The following is a 14,157-nucleotide window of genomic DNA, read 5'->3' as shown; positions in this document are numbered from 1 at the left end:
AGATGCCATCCTTTCTGCTTTTACTATAAGCATGATGCGTGCCAAAATTGGCCACTCTAAAGGTTCCTGTAATAACATATAGTTACATCGAAAGTTAATGAAACTAATAATAAGCATTAGTGACACTGATGTCTTAATGACACTGAAAAGCAGTGACAAAAAGTGACTCAAAGAAAATTTAGTGGGGACTAAACGTACTCGTCGTTATTAGAAAAAGAAATTTCACCGCGCTCATGCATCTGCAAAACAACGTCTAGGACGCGTCTTTCGGCCTCTGCGACTTTAGTATAGAGAACTGGTGGCCCAGTAAATACATCAATCATTGTTTGCTTCATAGAAGAACTAAGTCCTTCCATAATTTTATCTTGAAGAGAGCTCGGATGAACTTTTAGAGAAAGAGCAAGGTCATCTAGTGAAATGCGCTTTAGGAGATCAACCTTCATCTTTAATGTAAGCTTAGCGAGATCTTCCAAAGTGACCATATGCTGTCTTAATTGCAAGGCCATCTGAGGGTCTTTTTTTGCAATTTGTTCAATAAGATTTTTTCGGTGCTCGGGTGCTAGAGATTGCAAAAGTTTTGCGGCCTCTAACACTCCTCCAAGTTTTTTTGCCATCTAGTAATGCGGGTCCTCTTTAAGAAGATAATTTTTTACATAATCACCAACGCCTTCCTCAACACTTCTAAATTTGAACTTTGGAAAGAGTTTAAAGAATTTCGTCATATCGGCCTCAGTAAAATATTGATACTGATTACGAATTGACATTGGCATATCTATAAATTCAACTTTAGCTGGAACATTCATAGCATCAAAAGTGGCCATCATAAGATCGTAGAAACTACGGGCCTTACCTGTTCCTAAATTATAAATACCAGAAGCTTGAACATTTGAAGTTTTCATCATCTCAATCATGGCAAGTGCAACATCAGGTCCATAGACAAAGTCACGAAGCTGTTTGCCATCTTCATAACCTTCTTTATGAGACTTAAAGAGCTTAACCATCCCAATCTCATTAATTTGACCGAATGCTTTATGAACAAGAGAGCGCATATCTGCTTTGTGGTATTCGTTTGGGCCGTATACGTTGAAAAATTTAACTCCAAACCACTTTGTTGGTTTTTCTTTTTGTCTTAGCACCCACTCGTCAAAAAGTTGCTTTGACCATCCATAAGGATTGAGAGGACGCAGTTTAGAAATTTCTTTTTCATTGTCACAATAACCATGCTCACCCGCACCATAAGTAGCCGCTGAAGAGGCATAGATAAAAGGAATGTCGCGATTAAGGGCAATATGAAAAAGATTTTGAGAATACACGACGTTATTTTTCATAAGGTAATCGACATCACGCTCAGTTGTTGCCGAACACGCACCCATGTGAAAAATACAAGTAATCTCACTTAACACATCATCATGATCACCATCAAAGAGTTCGTCAGCAAGAATATATTCTTGAAACTTCAATCCTCTAAGATTGAGCCACTTCACACCATCACGCAGACGATCAACAACAACGATATCTTCGCGGCCAATATTATTTAATTCTTTTAGTAAAACACTACCGATAAATCCGGCGCCACCAGTAAGTAGAATCATTCGTTTTCACCTTTTGGCAATTTTTGAAACGCCATTATTAACATCACAAGTAGTAATGTAACTTTCACTTTATCCAAATTCACATAGAGTCTGTGGTAGAAACCATGTTCAACAGAAATCTTTTGATACTCTGGACTCTCCATCTCATACTTAGCTCTTTCAGTATTGATCTCAATGATTCTTGGACTAACATGAAAGTTATATGTCAGAGCAATTCCAAATACCACCAAACTAAAAAAAGCAAAAATCTTACGTCCAAGTCCTTTTTTTACGACAGACTTAAGAGCGTAACCAAAAATGATAAGACCTAAAATAACTTCGACGACATTATATGTTGAAAAGATTTTCATCCCTACTGCACCGGCCTCATTCAATTTAGATACAGTTCTAAAAACCGTAGGTACAGCAACAAAATCAATCAGACAGCTTGTAGAAAACCAAGCGACAATAAGAGTAAACACTAATCTGAGCACAGGGAACTCCTCATATAAATTAGAACAATGAATTCCCTTCTATTTTATAATCAAGGAGTTGATAAGGCTAGCCTTTGTGCGAGTGGACAATCATTTCAAAAATATCACCCATCTTCGCGGCTATATCAAAAGAAGAAAAGGGTCCCTCTATAAAAGGGTCAAAGGGAGAATCTTTAAAAATGGATCTGAAGTGTGAATTATTTAGGTTGTGAGTAAATATGAGTACAGGAATTCTTTTTTCGTAAACAAGATTAATGAATTCCTCTTTCGACACATCGTGTTCATAAAAGACGAACAAATCGATATTGGCGAGGTCTTCTTTTATTTCAGAAATATTTTGAATCTTTGAATGACTAATTGGACAATCAAAGATCTCTACAAGACGCTCAAATTTAAAAGAAAGAGATTTATCTCTTATCAACGAACACACAGTGAACTTTTTCATATGGAGTTCATCGGCACAGTTTTAAAAAAAATAAAATTAAGAAATACGAAAAAGAAAATTAAGATCCGTGTTGTTTTGCCAGATACGGATGAACAATAAAACTTACTGCAAGCAGTCCCACTTCAAACAGTAATGTTAATGGAATCCATAGACCCAACATCGTTAAAACGTCTGGCGGCGTTAAGATTGCAGACATAACTGCAAAGAATACGTAGATATAACCACGCCAATTTCTCAATGAATACTTAGTCACAAGACCCATAAAACCCAAGATCAACATTAAGTTTGGCAATTGAAAAATTATTCCTAAAAACACAAGGACTTTGCTTGTTAAAACCAAGTATTCTTTCAATGAAATATAAGCATCTACATTTGAAACACCAAACATCATGAGCGTTTGGAAAGTAAGTGGAAAAACTAAGAAATAACCAAAACTGATACCAAGCCAAAACAAAATAAATCCGACAACAATAAACGGACGAACTGCTTTAATCTCGTAATCATAGAGACCAGGTCGAATAAATTTCCAAATTTGATAAAACCAAAATGGAGATGACACTATTACACAAGACCAAAAGGCAACTTGAAATTGACTGAGAACCTTATCAAGAATTCCTAAGTAAATAATTTGTCCGGCCGTTTCTTTAGAGGCCAAGGCCTCACGCAATGGCGCCAATAGAAATTCAGATATGACATCACCGAAGTGATAACAAACGCCGAAGCTGATCGCGAGGATAAACACTACTCGAACAAGGGCAGATCTTAGCTCTTCTAAATGTTCAACCAGAGTCATCTCTTTCACGAATAACCTCGTAATCCTCTCGGAATTATTCCCTTAAGGGTTTGAATTTTTTAATTTATTTAATCATAATACCGATAAGGTTATAACTCTTAGAAAATAAAATGTAAAAGTAATGATATGATGAAAAAGCTACTGATATTATTAAGTTTTTCCCTGTCTCTCCACACCTTGGCCAGTGGTACAATCATCGAGTGCTTAGGGCGTGAAGAATTAGTTTTACACAAGAAAAAATCTACGGGGCCACTCTATAAGTTGAATCAATATTTTATCATCGAGGCCAGTGCGCTTCAAAAACTGTCTCTTAAAGAAAAATACTTTGAAAAGATTTGTGGAAAAGGAATTAAAAACTCTCCTTCACTAGGACTACTCTACTATGGTCTCACTGAAGGTGTTTCTATTTTTCAACCCGTTGATGTTGAACTAGCTCCATCAAATAGATTTCTCTTAACGGAAATGGGACGTCTTATCGATTCTCTTCCTTTAATTTTCTTCGATTACCTTTCGCAAATTCAGGCCCAAGCTCCAAGTGCGGCCTGTCTTAAGACAGAAATACCGCAGCTAGCGACTCTCTTTCATGAGTACCGCTATATTGGAGAAGACTTGGATAAAGATTGGATTAAAACGAAAAATAAAGAAGTCACTTTTATTTTTTCCAAGCTTCATCAATTGAAAGATATTTTCGCGGCCTGCGAAAAAAGAGAAAAAGATAAGGAAAAAGACGAAAAATCTAAGTAAGAGCAATCAAGTGAAAGACCACTGAAGTTCTTTCTTTAATGGCCTTCTCAATTTCTCCAACGGCCACAGGCCCACTTACCTTAACATGAAGATCATGACCAATAAGATCGACGATCTCTGCTTGTACTCCTAAATCCTTTAAAATTTCATCAAGAGCAAGAATCCAATAAACTGGGGGCTGATTTTTGATATAAGGATAGCTCCCATCTTTTGCCAAGCGGGGATTTTCAGGATGGGCAAAATGCCAGCCTAAGTCATTGCAAAAATCACTGATAAGCTCTTCAATATCATGAGCACAACTACCGCATCCACCAGCGGCCATGGTTAAGTCTGTGGCCTCTCGCAAAGAAGTGATCTCACCGTGAACAAGTTTGTTCTTAATCTCTGTTTGCGTCACTCCAAAACAGCGACACAACAACTCTCCTTCTTTCCATGAAAGAACTTGAGCATCAGAATAATATAATTTTTTAAGAAGCTGACGATAAAGAACGGCCGGTAAGAAAAGAAATCTTCGCGACTCATCGTCATTTTCTTGTAATAAAATTGGCCATTCTAGCGATAAAACTTCTCTAGCATCGTGGCCAAGAATGTATTCGCAAAAAAATGAAAATTCAGCGTGATTTTTCTGATTAAAATCGCCTTCTAATTTATAAGAAATATCTTCAACACGATTTCTTTTATCTATTAGTAGATAAAGTGAAATCTTTAAATTATCAGAAACTTCAAAGGTCTCTTTAACACTTGGTAAAAAGACCTCTCGAAAAGGAATAGGTGTAGCAAGATGCTCGTTAAAAAGTCGCATTCTCTTCCTGACGAAGTGTTAGAATCTCATGGCCAGATTCAGTAACAAGAATTGTGTGTTCAAACTGAGCACTCCACTTTCCATCTTTAGTTAATACAGTCCATCCATCTTTTAACACTTTTGAATACTTTGTTCCAAGGTTGATCATGGGCTCAATAGTAAAAGTCATTCCCGGCTTCATTTCAGGGCCAGTACCTTTTTTTCCGATGTGAACAACTTGTGGCTCTTCATGAAATTCTCTTCCAATCCCATGACCACAATAATCCTCTACGACACTATAGCCATATCCATGAGCGATCTCTTGAATAACTGCTCCAATATCTCCGATATGCCCACCTGGACGAACTTGATTAATACCTTCTCTCATACACTGGTAAGTGACATCGACAAGTTTTCTTACTTCATCACTAACATTTCCTACAAGGAACGTTTTATTAGTATCGCCGTGAAACTTATTTAAATAAGTCGTCACATCTATATTTAAAATGTCACCATCTTTAAGTACATCTTTCTTGCTTGGAATTCCATGGCAGATGACTTCGTTTAATGAAGTACAAACACTCTTTGGAAATCCATGATAATTAAGTGGTGATGGATAGGCATTATTCTCAAGGATATAGTCGTGACACAATTTATTAAGCTCCTCAGTTGATACACCTGGCTTAACAAATGGTTCGATATACTCAAGGGTGCGTGAAGCTAAAGCGCAAGTTTGGCGCATAAGTTCGATTTCACGTCCTGATTTAATTGAGATCATAATGGCCCCCTAATGCCAAAAAAAGCTTTAATTTCAATACTTTTTATGTTTTTTAGACCCCTTCGTCAACGTTGGGTGATAAAATTTTACACCTTCCTTGATCAGAGTCCAAGCTCATGCAATAACAAGTGGCGTCACCACAAAAAAAAGGCCAGTAAATTGGGGAATTTAATGGTTAAATTGGTGATCTTTTTTCGGGGGGTACATAGTGAAAAGACTGAAGAGTCTAATCATTGTTTTAGGAGTTGTCTTCACAACACAACTTTCTTTTGGGGCAACAAGCAATACGCCTACCATTACACTGCAGTTAATTCGTGATGAACTCAACACAATTACTGTAGAGCGCGGTAACAGTGCCGAAACATTGCAAAATAATTTAATGAACTTCACACGCTTAAATAAGTTGGCCTTAAAGACGGGTCACTTCAATAGCGAGTTTTCAAAAAAAATCCAAATTATCATTGCAGATAACGAAGTCATAAGTGGTGCTCAATTAGACATCATGAGTAAGCTTGTTGATACCTTCCAACTTATGGCCCTTAGATATATTCAATTTTTACTGGCCTACAAACCCCTTGAAGATCTTCCTTCAGATGAAATGTTTCCTTTAGATGACGCTAAAGTTTTAAAGAAAAATATGATTTGGTACACGGCCCAACTCTATCTTTTTGATATTCTCATCGACTCTTATGACGGTTACTGGAGAGACGGTAATATTCGTCGAGTTGTCAAAAATATTTTTCTCTCAAAGAAAAATATCGAAGGACTTATGGAGCTTGCGGAGAGAATTCTCTCTAAAGAAAATCGTAAAATGCTTAAGGCCCATGCCAAGAGTTTGAGAAAGAACTGGGGTAATATCCTTGATTTGAATGATCAGGATATTGAAGTTATCACTGATGAGCTCGCTAATAATAAATCAACAAGAGAAATCCTAGATCGCTCTTACGGAGTGTTATCAAACCACGGCTTCATGGATTCAGTGATTTCATTCTTAGGTCGTGTAACAAATTTTGTAAGTGGAGTCTTTGGAAATATTGTAGGAGCAGTAAGATGGAGGCATGGATATCTTTTCGATGACCACTACGCTTACAATGCCATCAAAGATCATTTAAAACCATTAGATATTCTTGTGGAAAAGACTCCTTTTGCACTAACGGATACTTTTATTCCTGGACACTATGGTCACGCTGCTATCTGGTTAGGTACAGAAGCACAACTTAGGGCCTATGGTTTTTGGGATCTTCCGGCCATCGTGCCTTTCCATGAAAAGATCAGACAAGGCTACAATATCATCGAGGCCGTTAGACCTGGTGTACGCCTTAATACTCTTAAAGAGTTTATGGAAATTGATGAAATTGGAATAATTAGAGACCCGCGAGCTCTAACAAACAAAAAGGCCGTCAATATCATTTATAGTCGCTCTTTTGAGCACCTTGGCAAAAAGTACGACTTCAATTTTGACGTTGCGACAACTGATAAGATTGTGTGTTCAGAACTGGTTTTCCTCGCATTTGGTCATATCGATTGGCCGACAGAATATATTTGGGGAAGAAATACAATTTCTCCTGATAATGTGGCCTCACTTATTTTTTACGAACACTCACCAATTGAGTTAGAATACTCAATATACTCAAAGAAAAAAGGTGAGATTCTACCTGTAACTTTAGATGATTTAGCTGACAGGCTTGATTTCGTAAGAAGTGAAAACCAACATACATCTGGTCAAACGATGTACGATAAAAAAATCAAGAGTTGTCGAACTGTTACAGTCAGAACTCCCTTCAACGACAATGTCGAGCACAAGAGAGTTTGTACAACAAAATACAAGCACTACGTGTACGACCCAGGCGAAAGGGACGAAGCATGGAGAAAGTGGTACCTAACGGACAAAAGTATAAAGTAGTTAGAAAAAATGTATCTGAATATCAAGGTGCAAACTTCAAACAAATAGAGAAGAAGCACCTTGAGATAATCCCTGAAATAGAATATCACTGGGGAGAAGAAGTCACTGAAGGCAATTCTCCCCTTATTCTCATCACAACAAGTCAAACCAAAGTAGAACAAATTTCTGAGGAAGAATATAAGAATACAAAACTTCTTATTCATCCAAATTCGGGTCATGACAATTTAAGTTATGACTTTATTAAAAATGCACCTTTTCCCATAATTCTAGGAAACCCTATTAGGGCCCATGCCGTAACAAACTATATATTAAGTGCTGTCTTTAAACATTACAGCTCCTTTAAAAAGCAAGATGAATGGGACGCTAATAGAACTTGGAACCGTCATCTCCTAAATACCAAAAAAGTCCTTCTCATTGGTTATGGGCATATTGGAAAACTTGTTCATCAAAGCTTGGGACCATTGGTACAATCAATGAGTATTTACGATCCTGAAAAAGGTTATAAAGAACTAGAACAAAAAGATTGCGATCTTGTCATCGTGGCGGCCAGTTTAAATCCTACAAGTAAGTATTTAGTTGATAAGGCCTTCCTTACCTCATTAGCAAAAGACTTTGTCCTCATCAATCCGGCGCGAGGCCCTATTGTGAATCAACTGGATTTGATGGAAGTGCTAACTAAAAATAAGTATGCCACGGCCTACCTTGATGTTTTCGAACAAGAACCCTATAAGAAAATAGATTTTCTTGGAATGGACAATATTATAACGACTTCACATATTGCAGGTGTTTACTCGTCATTAAACTCTGAAATCATAAAATATGAATTTGACGTCATTAGTAAGTTTATTCAAACCTGTGATAAAATTGAAGAATTCAAAGGGTTTTACAAAGAACTCTTGCTACAAAACAAAATAAAAGAAGATTATATCCTATGAAAAAACAAAGTGATCTATTAACAAAAATGAAGACTTATCTTTGCCCTCCAGGCAATGGTGTCTTTACTGTAAATACGGCCAAAGAAAGAAAAGAAGGACTTCATCAAAAACTTTTCAAGACCACAGAAAATATAGAGGCCCTTTGGATGAAATCACTTGATGGCCTTGCTACCAGTGATGCTCCTTGTTTATTAGGAGTGTGTTCAGATACAGGTGGCGGTATTTTAAGAGGGGCCAACTGGGGACCATTATTTCTAAGAGAGCAGCTCTTAGCAGATAATCCCAATCTTAATATTTTTGATATGGGTGATATTAGAGTTATCCCTCACCTTTTGCATGACAAATATTTAAATGATCCAACTATCGCCAATTGTCGTAAGGCGCTTTATGGCGATGAAAAAAGTGAGCTTCCCGTAAGTTCTCTTTCGATCACAGAAGATTTTACAAAAAATTTCTATGACACTTTTCCAACCAAAGGAATTTTTGCCATCGGTGGAGACCATTCTGTCAGCTACCCTTTGGTGAAGTCATATTTAAAAGCAAAAAAGGCCCAAGGCAAGAAAGTCGCTGTTGTCCATTTTGATGCTCATACGGACTTACTTGTAGAACGACTGGGGATTGATATTTGTTTCGGATCATGGGCAACACACGTACTCGAATTCTTAGACTCACCTGCGCTTATGCATCAAATTGGTATTCGCTCTACAGGTAAATCTAAAGAGCATTGGGAAACAACATTTGGAGTTCATCAACACTGGGCCAAAGACGTAAAAGAAAAAGGCGCAGAGAAAGTGGCCAACGAAATTATTGAACATTACAAAAAAGAAGGTGTTCAAGAAATTTATGTCAGCTTTGATATCGATGCTATTGATTCAAGCTATGCATCGGCAACAGGAACACCAGAAAAAGATGGTCTTGACCCCCATGAGGCCATGACGATCTTAAAACTCATTAGTTCAAACTTCCCTATTACAGGGGCAGATATAGTAGAGATTGCTCCTTTTCTAGCAACTAACGAAGGTAAGCAAAGTGAACCGGACACGACTTTAAGTGTTGCGAGTTCTCTCGGACAATTTTTAATCGAGGCCATGGCCAATGCCAATCGTTCAATTTCCACCAATAGATAAGGCCGATGAGAATGGCCTACTTGCACTCGGGGGAGATCTCGCCCCCGAATCGCTTTTATTGGCCTATTCACAAGGAATTTTCCCTTGGCCATTAGGTGATGATTATCCGATGGCCTGGTTTTCACCAGACCCCAGAGGCGTGCTTCTGCTAAAAAATTTTCATATTCCGCGCTCACTTATAAAGTTTATGAAAAAAAGTCATTACAAAGTTACTTTCAATCAAGATTTTCTAGGAGTCATGCGCGGATGCCAAGAGTTAACAAATAGAAAAGATCAAAGTGACACTTGGATCACAGAAGAAATTATTGAGGGGTATTATAACCTTTTTAAAGAAGGTTACGCCTATAGTGTTGAATGCTATGACAATGAAGAACTTGTAGGTGGACTTTATGGCGTTTGTATTAATAGCTTTTTTTCAGGCGAGTCCATGTTTTTTCGCAAAGAGAATGCTTCAAAAGTAGTTCTTGTAAAACTTTTTGAAAAATTTCAAGACATGGGAGTGCCCATGCTGGACACTCAAATGGTAACATCAGTTGTTAAGGCCATGGGTGGCGAGGAAATTAAGCGCAAAGACTATATTAAGCTTCTACAGTCTGCCCTTTCCCAAGAACCAACTCACCTTCTTTCTCAAGATCAATAAGAAAGTTCTTATTTTCTCCATGACTTGAAAAGACATTGATTTTAGAACTCTTTAAAGAATCATCAGGACAAAAAGTGATACAGTCTTCACAGTAAATACAACGCTCAACATTTAAAAGCAGTTTATTTGAATTAGTCTCTAAAGCATTCGTTGGACAAACTTGAATACATAAATCGCAATCAGAGCAGCCACCTTTTTTTACTTTAACAGGAATACCTCTTAGCTGACTTGCCAACAAAATATCTGGCGCCATTTTTTTCTTTCTGAAAACAATGAGTAAATCTGCAAAGAAGAGTCTAATTATTTTCAACAGTGACGAAAGAGGATTTCTTTTATCATAAAGAACTTTATCTAAAATCATTTATCAACCTCCTTGCCTTCTATTCCAAACGAAGCAATGGAAGTCGATATCTCAGTGTATGAAGATTCTATCAGTAGCTTTTCCAAGGCACATAAAAATGAGCGACCAGGTAAGTTTAAAGAAAGCGAATACGGTGACGACTCTCCATCTTTAACCTCTAATAACAAACCTAGTTCTCCATGAGTCGATTCGAAACTTGAATAGTAAATTCCACTATTGAAGGTTAGTCCTTTAGAAACGGCATCAATATATTCTGCACGCTGACCATTGGCCTTTAGCTTTTTCCACTCTTTCATTGGCCCCATAAGGTATTCACCTTGTGGCATATTATCTAAAATTTGCAAAATAATACGGATAGACTGATTCACTTCTTCTAGACGAACGAGGAAGCGGTCATAGTTTGTTCCATCAATCCCTAGAGGTATATCGAACTGAACTTCATCATAAAGATAAAAAGGATCCGCCTTTCTTAAATCGTAATTTACACCTGTTGAGCGTAGAGAGGGTCCAGAGAATCCAAACGCGAGGGCATCTCCTGCATGAACTTTATAGGTTTCTGTTTTACTCATCCAAAAAGTTGAATTCGTTAAGTTATTTTTCAATGAAGAAACTTTTTGACCAAGTAGTGACAGCGTATTCAAACAGCGAGCAATCCAGCCAACTGGTAAATCGTGAACAAGTCCACCTAGCTTTATAATCCCTTCGCCGTATTGTGAATGATTATAGTGGCCAAACAGCTCGTGAACACTATTTTTAAGTCCATACACGAAATGAGATTCTAGACTTAAACCAAGTGTCGAAAAGATGCGCTCAAAATTTGCGAAATGGCCACCAATACGAGATAACTCAAGCATAACCATTCTAATGGCCTTTGCTCTAAGAGAAATATTGAGTCCAAGCATTGTTTCAAGAGTATGATTCACTAAAAATGACATTTCTAAAGACATTGGTGAATAGTAATTTTCAAGAAGCGCTGATAGTTGTAGAAAATTTCTCTTACATAAGGAAGATTCAATTCCTGTTCTATGATAACCTGTCGCTATCTTGAATCGCTTAATTGTTTCACCATCTAACTCAACAGCGCATTTCGCGAGATTAAGTGTCAAAGGTGATATTGGCCCCAAATTTAAATACTCTCTCGCCAATTCTTCTTCCTCAGAGATTGAGTAATCACGAGGAAATGGACATTGAGAAAAATCTAATGAAGTACAAGAGTTCTTATACCAATTTAACATTGGAAAAAGCTCATTAATATTTTTAACAAGTAAATCTTGTGCCTTACAGAGAACGAATATTCTTTTGTGAAATTCAAGGTTTGAAAGCTGAATAGCAATTCTATCATCACTAAGCTCATGAGTGGCCACAAGTACGATAAACCCGTACTGATTTTTTAACTCATTAATCACTTCATACAAAGACTCGCCCATATCTTTTAAAAAGAAATGACCATTTTCGCTGTAAAAAGCATCTTGAAACTTATCTTTTAATCTATTTTCAAATGAACTAAGCATTAGCACAAACTCCTTGCGCTACCCTTTCATGCAACAACTCAATGCCTTCCAGCAAAGCGCGAGATGAAATTCTTCCACCAGGGATATAAATATCGACAGCAATCTCACTTTGATTTTCAAAATCAAATTCTAGACTATCAGACCATGTAATAGTTTTTTTAGGACCGATATAAATAACCCACTTTTTCTGCGGCATTGAATGAAAGCGAGGGAGAATTTCCTCATACATCTTTTGAGTCATTGGCCCTTTGAGAATCAAAATATCAGCTTCTTTGATATCAAGACTTGGACTAATAAAATCTTTAATTGAATACTTGTGTTCATGGGCCATTAAGTAGGCACCCATCAGCTTTGATAAACCAATAAAATCGACCAAAGGATAGAACCACAATCTCTTCAAACTCAATTTGTGAACGAATCGTTCAACAAATTGCTCTGATTGTGCAAAAGTTGCAAATTGTGACAGGGCGAATTCGCCCGTTGCATATCGTGAAGTATATTTACTCATGCCCTATTCTACATCGGGAAAAGACATCTTATCAATTAGTAAATATACCCACTTTTATCTAGCTGTGTTTTCTTATGAAAGGACTGCCAGTTCACATCTTCAGGAAAAATGGACTGCGACTTGTTGTCTTCACATGACAACCTCTTGCCCGATTCATAAATCCATCTATAAATCTTCTCGTGAGTGTGCCCTGCACCAGAATCATACTCAATATATTTATAGTAAGATAGGCCACTTCTTTGGCGACTCGTCATAGCTGTAATTCCACGAATCATTGCAAGATCAAGAGATTCAGTCGAACATCCGCTAAGCATTTTTTTATTATCGTAGAGTCTTTTCCCTGATTGAAGAAGCGGATTTTCAATCCATGCTTCATTGTTACAGTTGTAAATCAAACCAACTTCTTCAAGATGAAAGTAGTTCAAAAAGTATGCAAAAAACCAATGTCTTTCAAAATTGTCTGTAATGGAACTCGATTGAATGAATTTCTCGCACGTCAGATATTTGCTTCTATGGTGGTTGTAAAAATGACGAAAAAAAGAAGAGAAGTTTGAAAAACGTTTATTCATAATTTTTTCAACTTCTGAAGGCTTCTCTTTTTGTTCGAACATTAAAACGTTACCCTGTAGCTTTGAGGCAACTGGTAGATCTTTTTCAAATTTCTCATCTTGAATTTTCTTTTCTTGCGCCTTTTTAGAAGGAGTCTTCTTCCCTTCTGGATAGAGCTCAGAAGCATTGTTCCAGACATAATCATAGAGGGCATGACAACTCTTTTGAAGGGCCTTTGCACTATTGCCCGTGAAGTGATGGTTGTTTTTACTAGAAAAATCAAGAACATTGTTCAAGCTAACTTCATTGAGAACACGATAGGCCGGAAGAATCTTATCTTCATTATGACTTGCTCCAAGATAATTCTCCATGGCCGCACGTGCATTTGACCAATCAACTTTTCTCTTAAGGCCATCGAGATCTACAACGCTTTTAAAATTTTCGTCATCATTAAAAACCGCGATATAAACAAGTCTAGAAACCCACTCATCTCTTAGTGAGCATGGAAAGTTTCGACAATACTGCTCAACAACTCCTCCGACGACTCTCACTGGGTACACGACACTGTCAGTAACCTTCCCTTCAGGTGCGTTGCCAAAGATATAGACTTTTTGGGGTGCTGCAAGCTGATCAAGGGAGCGTGGAACCAAACCGACGTTAAAAGGAAGAGTTTCAAGCTTTGAACTGTAGCGGGCCCAAGAATCTTTGTAAGGGCAAAATGTTCTTTTCAAATAAGCAGAGCCTGAGGCCAAATCGAATTCGTAGTGAAATTTTGAGTCACGTTGAGTCAAAATAAAAACATTCAACTCATTCTCAGAATAATTTTTGTTTTTCGCGGACGCATCAAAAAAGGGGTGAAAAGGAATTTCACCCATGCTAGAGCGGTATGAGAACTGTTTATCAGTGTTAAACCATGCTCTTTGATCGATTTGTTCGCCACTTTGCTTGTCCTGTTTTGCGCAAGCAGTAAGAAGAACAAAAATTAATATGAACTTTGAAATCCTTTTCAATTGACAA

Annotated in this window: 16 protein-coding genes; 5 read left to right on the top strand and 11 right to left on the bottom strand. The window is 37.4% G+C overall.

What is annotated here, in order from left to right:
- Positions 1 to 188 precede the first annotated feature (188 nt).
- The 5 genes from M899_RS15545 to tatC all read right to left on the bottom strand — a co-directional run bounded on the left by M899_RS15545 (position 189) and on the right by tatC (position 3,303).
- The gene (locus M899_RS15545; protein WP_021272316.1) at positions 189 to 614 is read right to left on the bottom strand and encodes a FliG C-terminal domain-containing protein; all 426 of its coding nucleotides are present in this window, start codon (positions 612 to 614) and stop codon (positions 189 to 191) included.
- Positions 615 to 1,592 (bottom strand): ADP-glyceromanno-heptose 6-epimerase, encoded by a 978-nt coding sequence (gene rfaD, locus M899_RS15540; RefSeq protein ID WP_021272401.1) that lies wholly within the window; start codon positions 1,590 to 1,592, stop codon positions 615 to 617.
- Complete coding sequence (locus M899_RS15535) at positions 1,589 to 2,065, bottom strand: DUF4149 domain-containing protein (protein WP_021272428.1); 477 nt, start codon at positions 2,063 to 2,065, stop codon at positions 1,589 to 1,591. Before M899_RS15535 ends, rfaD begins: the two co-directional genes overlap by 4 nt.
- A 67-nt stretch (positions 2,066 to 2,132) precedes the next feature.
- Complete coding sequence (locus tag M899_RS15530) at positions 2,133 to 2,510, bottom strand: hypothetical protein (RefSeq protein ID WP_021272400.1); 378 nt, start codon at positions 2,508 to 2,510, stop codon at positions 2,133 to 2,135.
- A 58-nt stretch (positions 2,511 to 2,568) separates the two neighbouring features.
- The gene (tatC, locus tag M899_RS15525) at positions 2,569 to 3,303 is read right to left on the bottom strand and encodes a twin-arginine translocase subunit TatC (RefSeq protein ID WP_231370288.1); all 735 of its coding nucleotides are present in this window, start codon (positions 3,301 to 3,303) and stop codon (positions 2,569 to 2,571) included.
- 126 nt (positions 3,304 to 3,429) lie between these two features.
- Here tatC and M899_RS15520 point away from each other — a divergent pair, with 126 nt between their 5' ends.
- Positions 3,430 to 4,047 carry a hypothetical protein gene (locus tag M899_RS15520; RefSeq protein WP_034729823.1) on the top strand — a complete coding sequence of 206 codons (618 nt, stop codon included), beginning with the start codon at positions 3,430 to 3,432 and terminating at the stop codon, positions 4,045 to 4,047.
- Here the strand turns inward: M899_RS15520 and M899_RS15515 are convergent.
- Together M899_RS15515 and map are read right to left on the bottom strand one after the other, a co-directional pair.
- Positions 4,040 to 4,849, bottom strand: a complete 810-nt coding sequence (locus M899_RS15515) for a (2Fe-2S)-binding protein (RefSeq protein ID WP_021272387.1) — start codon at positions 4,847 to 4,849, stop codon at positions 4,040 to 4,042. The two genes, M899_RS15520 and M899_RS15515, sit on opposite strands and share 8 nt — an antisense overlap.
- Positions 4,836 to 5,609, bottom strand: a complete 774-nt coding sequence (gene map, locus M899_RS15510; protein WP_034729821.1) for a type I methionyl aminopeptidase — start codon at positions 5,607 to 5,609, stop codon at positions 4,836 to 4,838. Before map ends, M899_RS15515 begins: the two co-directional genes overlap by 14 nt.
- A 205-nt stretch (positions 5,610 to 5,814) precedes the next feature.
- On the opposite strand from map, the gene M899_RS18035 reads away from it, so the two are divergent.
- The 4 genes from M899_RS18035 to aat are packed head-to-tail and all read left to right on the top strand — an operon-like array spanning position 5,815 to position 10,211.
- Positions 5,815 to 7,509, top strand: coding sequence for a YiiX/YebB-like N1pC/P60 family cysteine hydrolase (locus tag M899_RS18035; protein ID WP_021272289.1), 1,695 nt, complete (start codon positions 5,815 to 5,817; stop codon positions 7,507 to 7,509).
- The gene (locus M899_RS15500; RefSeq protein ID WP_021272470.1) at positions 7,470 to 8,444 is read left to right on the top strand and encodes an NAD(P)-dependent oxidoreductase; all 975 of its coding nucleotides are present in this window, start codon (positions 7,470 to 7,472) and stop codon (positions 8,442 to 8,444) included. The genes M899_RS18035 and M899_RS15500 overlap by 40 nt, the downstream gene beginning before the upstream one ends.
- Positions 8,441 to 9,571, top strand: coding sequence for an arginase family protein (locus tag M899_RS15495; protein WP_021272415.1), 1,131 nt, complete (start codon positions 8,441 to 8,443; stop codon positions 9,569 to 9,571). Before M899_RS15500 ends, M899_RS15495 begins: the two co-directional genes overlap by 4 nt.
- Positions 9,540 to 10,211 carry a leucyl/phenylalanyl-tRNA--protein transferase gene (aat, locus tag M899_RS15490; RefSeq protein ID WP_021272280.1) on the top strand — a complete coding sequence of 224 codons (672 nt, stop codon included), beginning with the start codon at positions 9,540 to 9,542 and terminating at the stop codon, positions 10,209 to 10,211. Before M899_RS15495 ends, aat begins: the two co-directional genes overlap by 32 nt.
- On the opposite strand, the gene M899_RS15485 is transcribed toward aat, so the two are convergent.
- From M899_RS15485 to M899_RS15470, 4 genes are read right to left on the bottom strand one after another with little or no spacing between them, the layout of a single operon-like run.
- Positions 10,150 to 10,572: a 4Fe-4S binding protein gene (locus tag M899_RS15485; protein WP_034729819.1), complete on the bottom strand. Its 423-nt coding sequence runs from the start codon at positions 10,570 to 10,572 to the stop codon at positions 10,150 to 10,152. The genes aat and M899_RS15485 overlap by 62 nt on opposite strands.
- Positions 10,569 to 12,083 carry an NADH-quinone oxidoreductase subunit D gene (locus M899_RS15480; RefSeq protein ID WP_021272381.1) on the bottom strand — a complete coding sequence of 505 codons (1,515 nt, stop codon included), beginning with the start codon at positions 12,081 to 12,083 and terminating at the stop codon, positions 10,569 to 10,571. Before M899_RS15480 ends, M899_RS15485 begins: the two co-directional genes overlap by 4 nt.
- Positions 12,076 to 12,591 carry a hypothetical protein gene (locus tag M899_RS15475; protein WP_021272323.1) on the bottom strand — a complete coding sequence of 172 codons (516 nt, stop codon included), beginning with the start codon at positions 12,589 to 12,591 and terminating at the stop codon, positions 12,076 to 12,078. The genes M899_RS15480 and M899_RS15475 overlap by 8 nt, the downstream gene beginning before the upstream one ends.
- A gap of 35 nt (positions 12,592 to 12,626) precedes the next feature.
- Positions 12,627 to 14,150 (bottom strand): hypothetical protein, encoded by a 1,524-nt coding sequence (locus M899_RS15470; RefSeq protein ID WP_021272412.1) that lies wholly within the window; start codon positions 14,148 to 14,150, stop codon positions 12,627 to 12,629.
- Positions 14,151 to 14,157 lie beyond the last annotated feature (7 nt).

Origin of the sequence: Bacteriovorax sp. BSW11_IV (assembly GCF_000447755.1) — a bacterium.
GTDB lineage: Bacteria > Bdellovibrionota > Bacteriovoracia > Bacteriovoracales > Bacteriovoracaceae > BSW11-IV.
This window is presented reverse-complemented; position numbering and strand designations above follow the sequence as displayed.

What these genes read in the sequence shown, in the direction of transcription:
- M899_RS15545 (WP_021272316.1), bottom strand. Translation starts at nt 614, where the DNA reads ATGGCAAAAAAACTTGGAGGAGTGTTAGAGGCCGCAAAACTTTTGCAA.
- rfaD (WP_021272401.1), bottom strand. Translation starts at nt 1,592, where the DNA reads ATGATTCTACTTACTGGTGGCGCCGGATTTATCGGTAGTGTTTTACTA.
- M899_RS15530 (WP_021272400.1), bottom strand. Translation starts at nt 2,510, where the DNA reads ATGAAAAAGTTCACTGTGTGTTCGTTGATAAGAGATAAATCTCTTTCT.
- tatC (WP_231370288.1), bottom strand. Translation starts at nt 3,303, where the DNA reads ATGACTCTGGTTGAACATTTAGAAGAGCTAAGATCTGCCCTTGTTCGA.
- M899_RS15520 (WP_034729823.1), top strand. Translation starts at nt 3,430, where the DNA reads ATGATGAAAAAGCTACTGATATTATTAAGTTTTTCCCTGTCTCTCCAC.
- M899_RS15515 (WP_021272387.1), bottom strand. Translation starts at nt 4,849, where the DNA reads ATGCGACTTTTTAACGAGCATCTTGCTACACCTATTCCTTTTCGAGAG.
- M899_RS15500 (WP_021272470.1), top strand. Translation starts at nt 7,470, where the DNA reads ATGGAGAAAGTGGTACCTAACGGACAAAAGTATAAAGTAGTTAGAAAA.
- M899_RS15495 (WP_021272415.1), top strand. Translation starts at nt 8,441, where the DNA reads ATGAAAAAACAAAGTGATCTATTAACAAAAATGAAGACTTATCTTTGC.
- aat (WP_021272280.1), top strand. Translation starts at nt 9,540, where the DNA reads ATGCCAATCGTTCAATTTCCACCAATAGATAAGGCCGATGAGAATGGC.
- M899_RS15485 (WP_034729819.1), bottom strand. Translation starts at nt 10,572, where the DNA reads ATGATTTTAGATAAAGTTCTTTATGATAAAAGAAATCCTCTTTCGTCA.
- M899_RS15480 (WP_021272381.1), bottom strand. Translation starts at nt 12,083, where the DNA reads ATGCTTAGTTCATTTGAAAATAGATTAAAAGATAAGTTTCAAGATGCT.
- M899_RS15475 (WP_021272323.1), bottom strand. Translation starts at nt 12,591, where the DNA reads ATGAGTAAATATACTTCACGATATGCAACGGGCGAATTCGCCCTGTCA.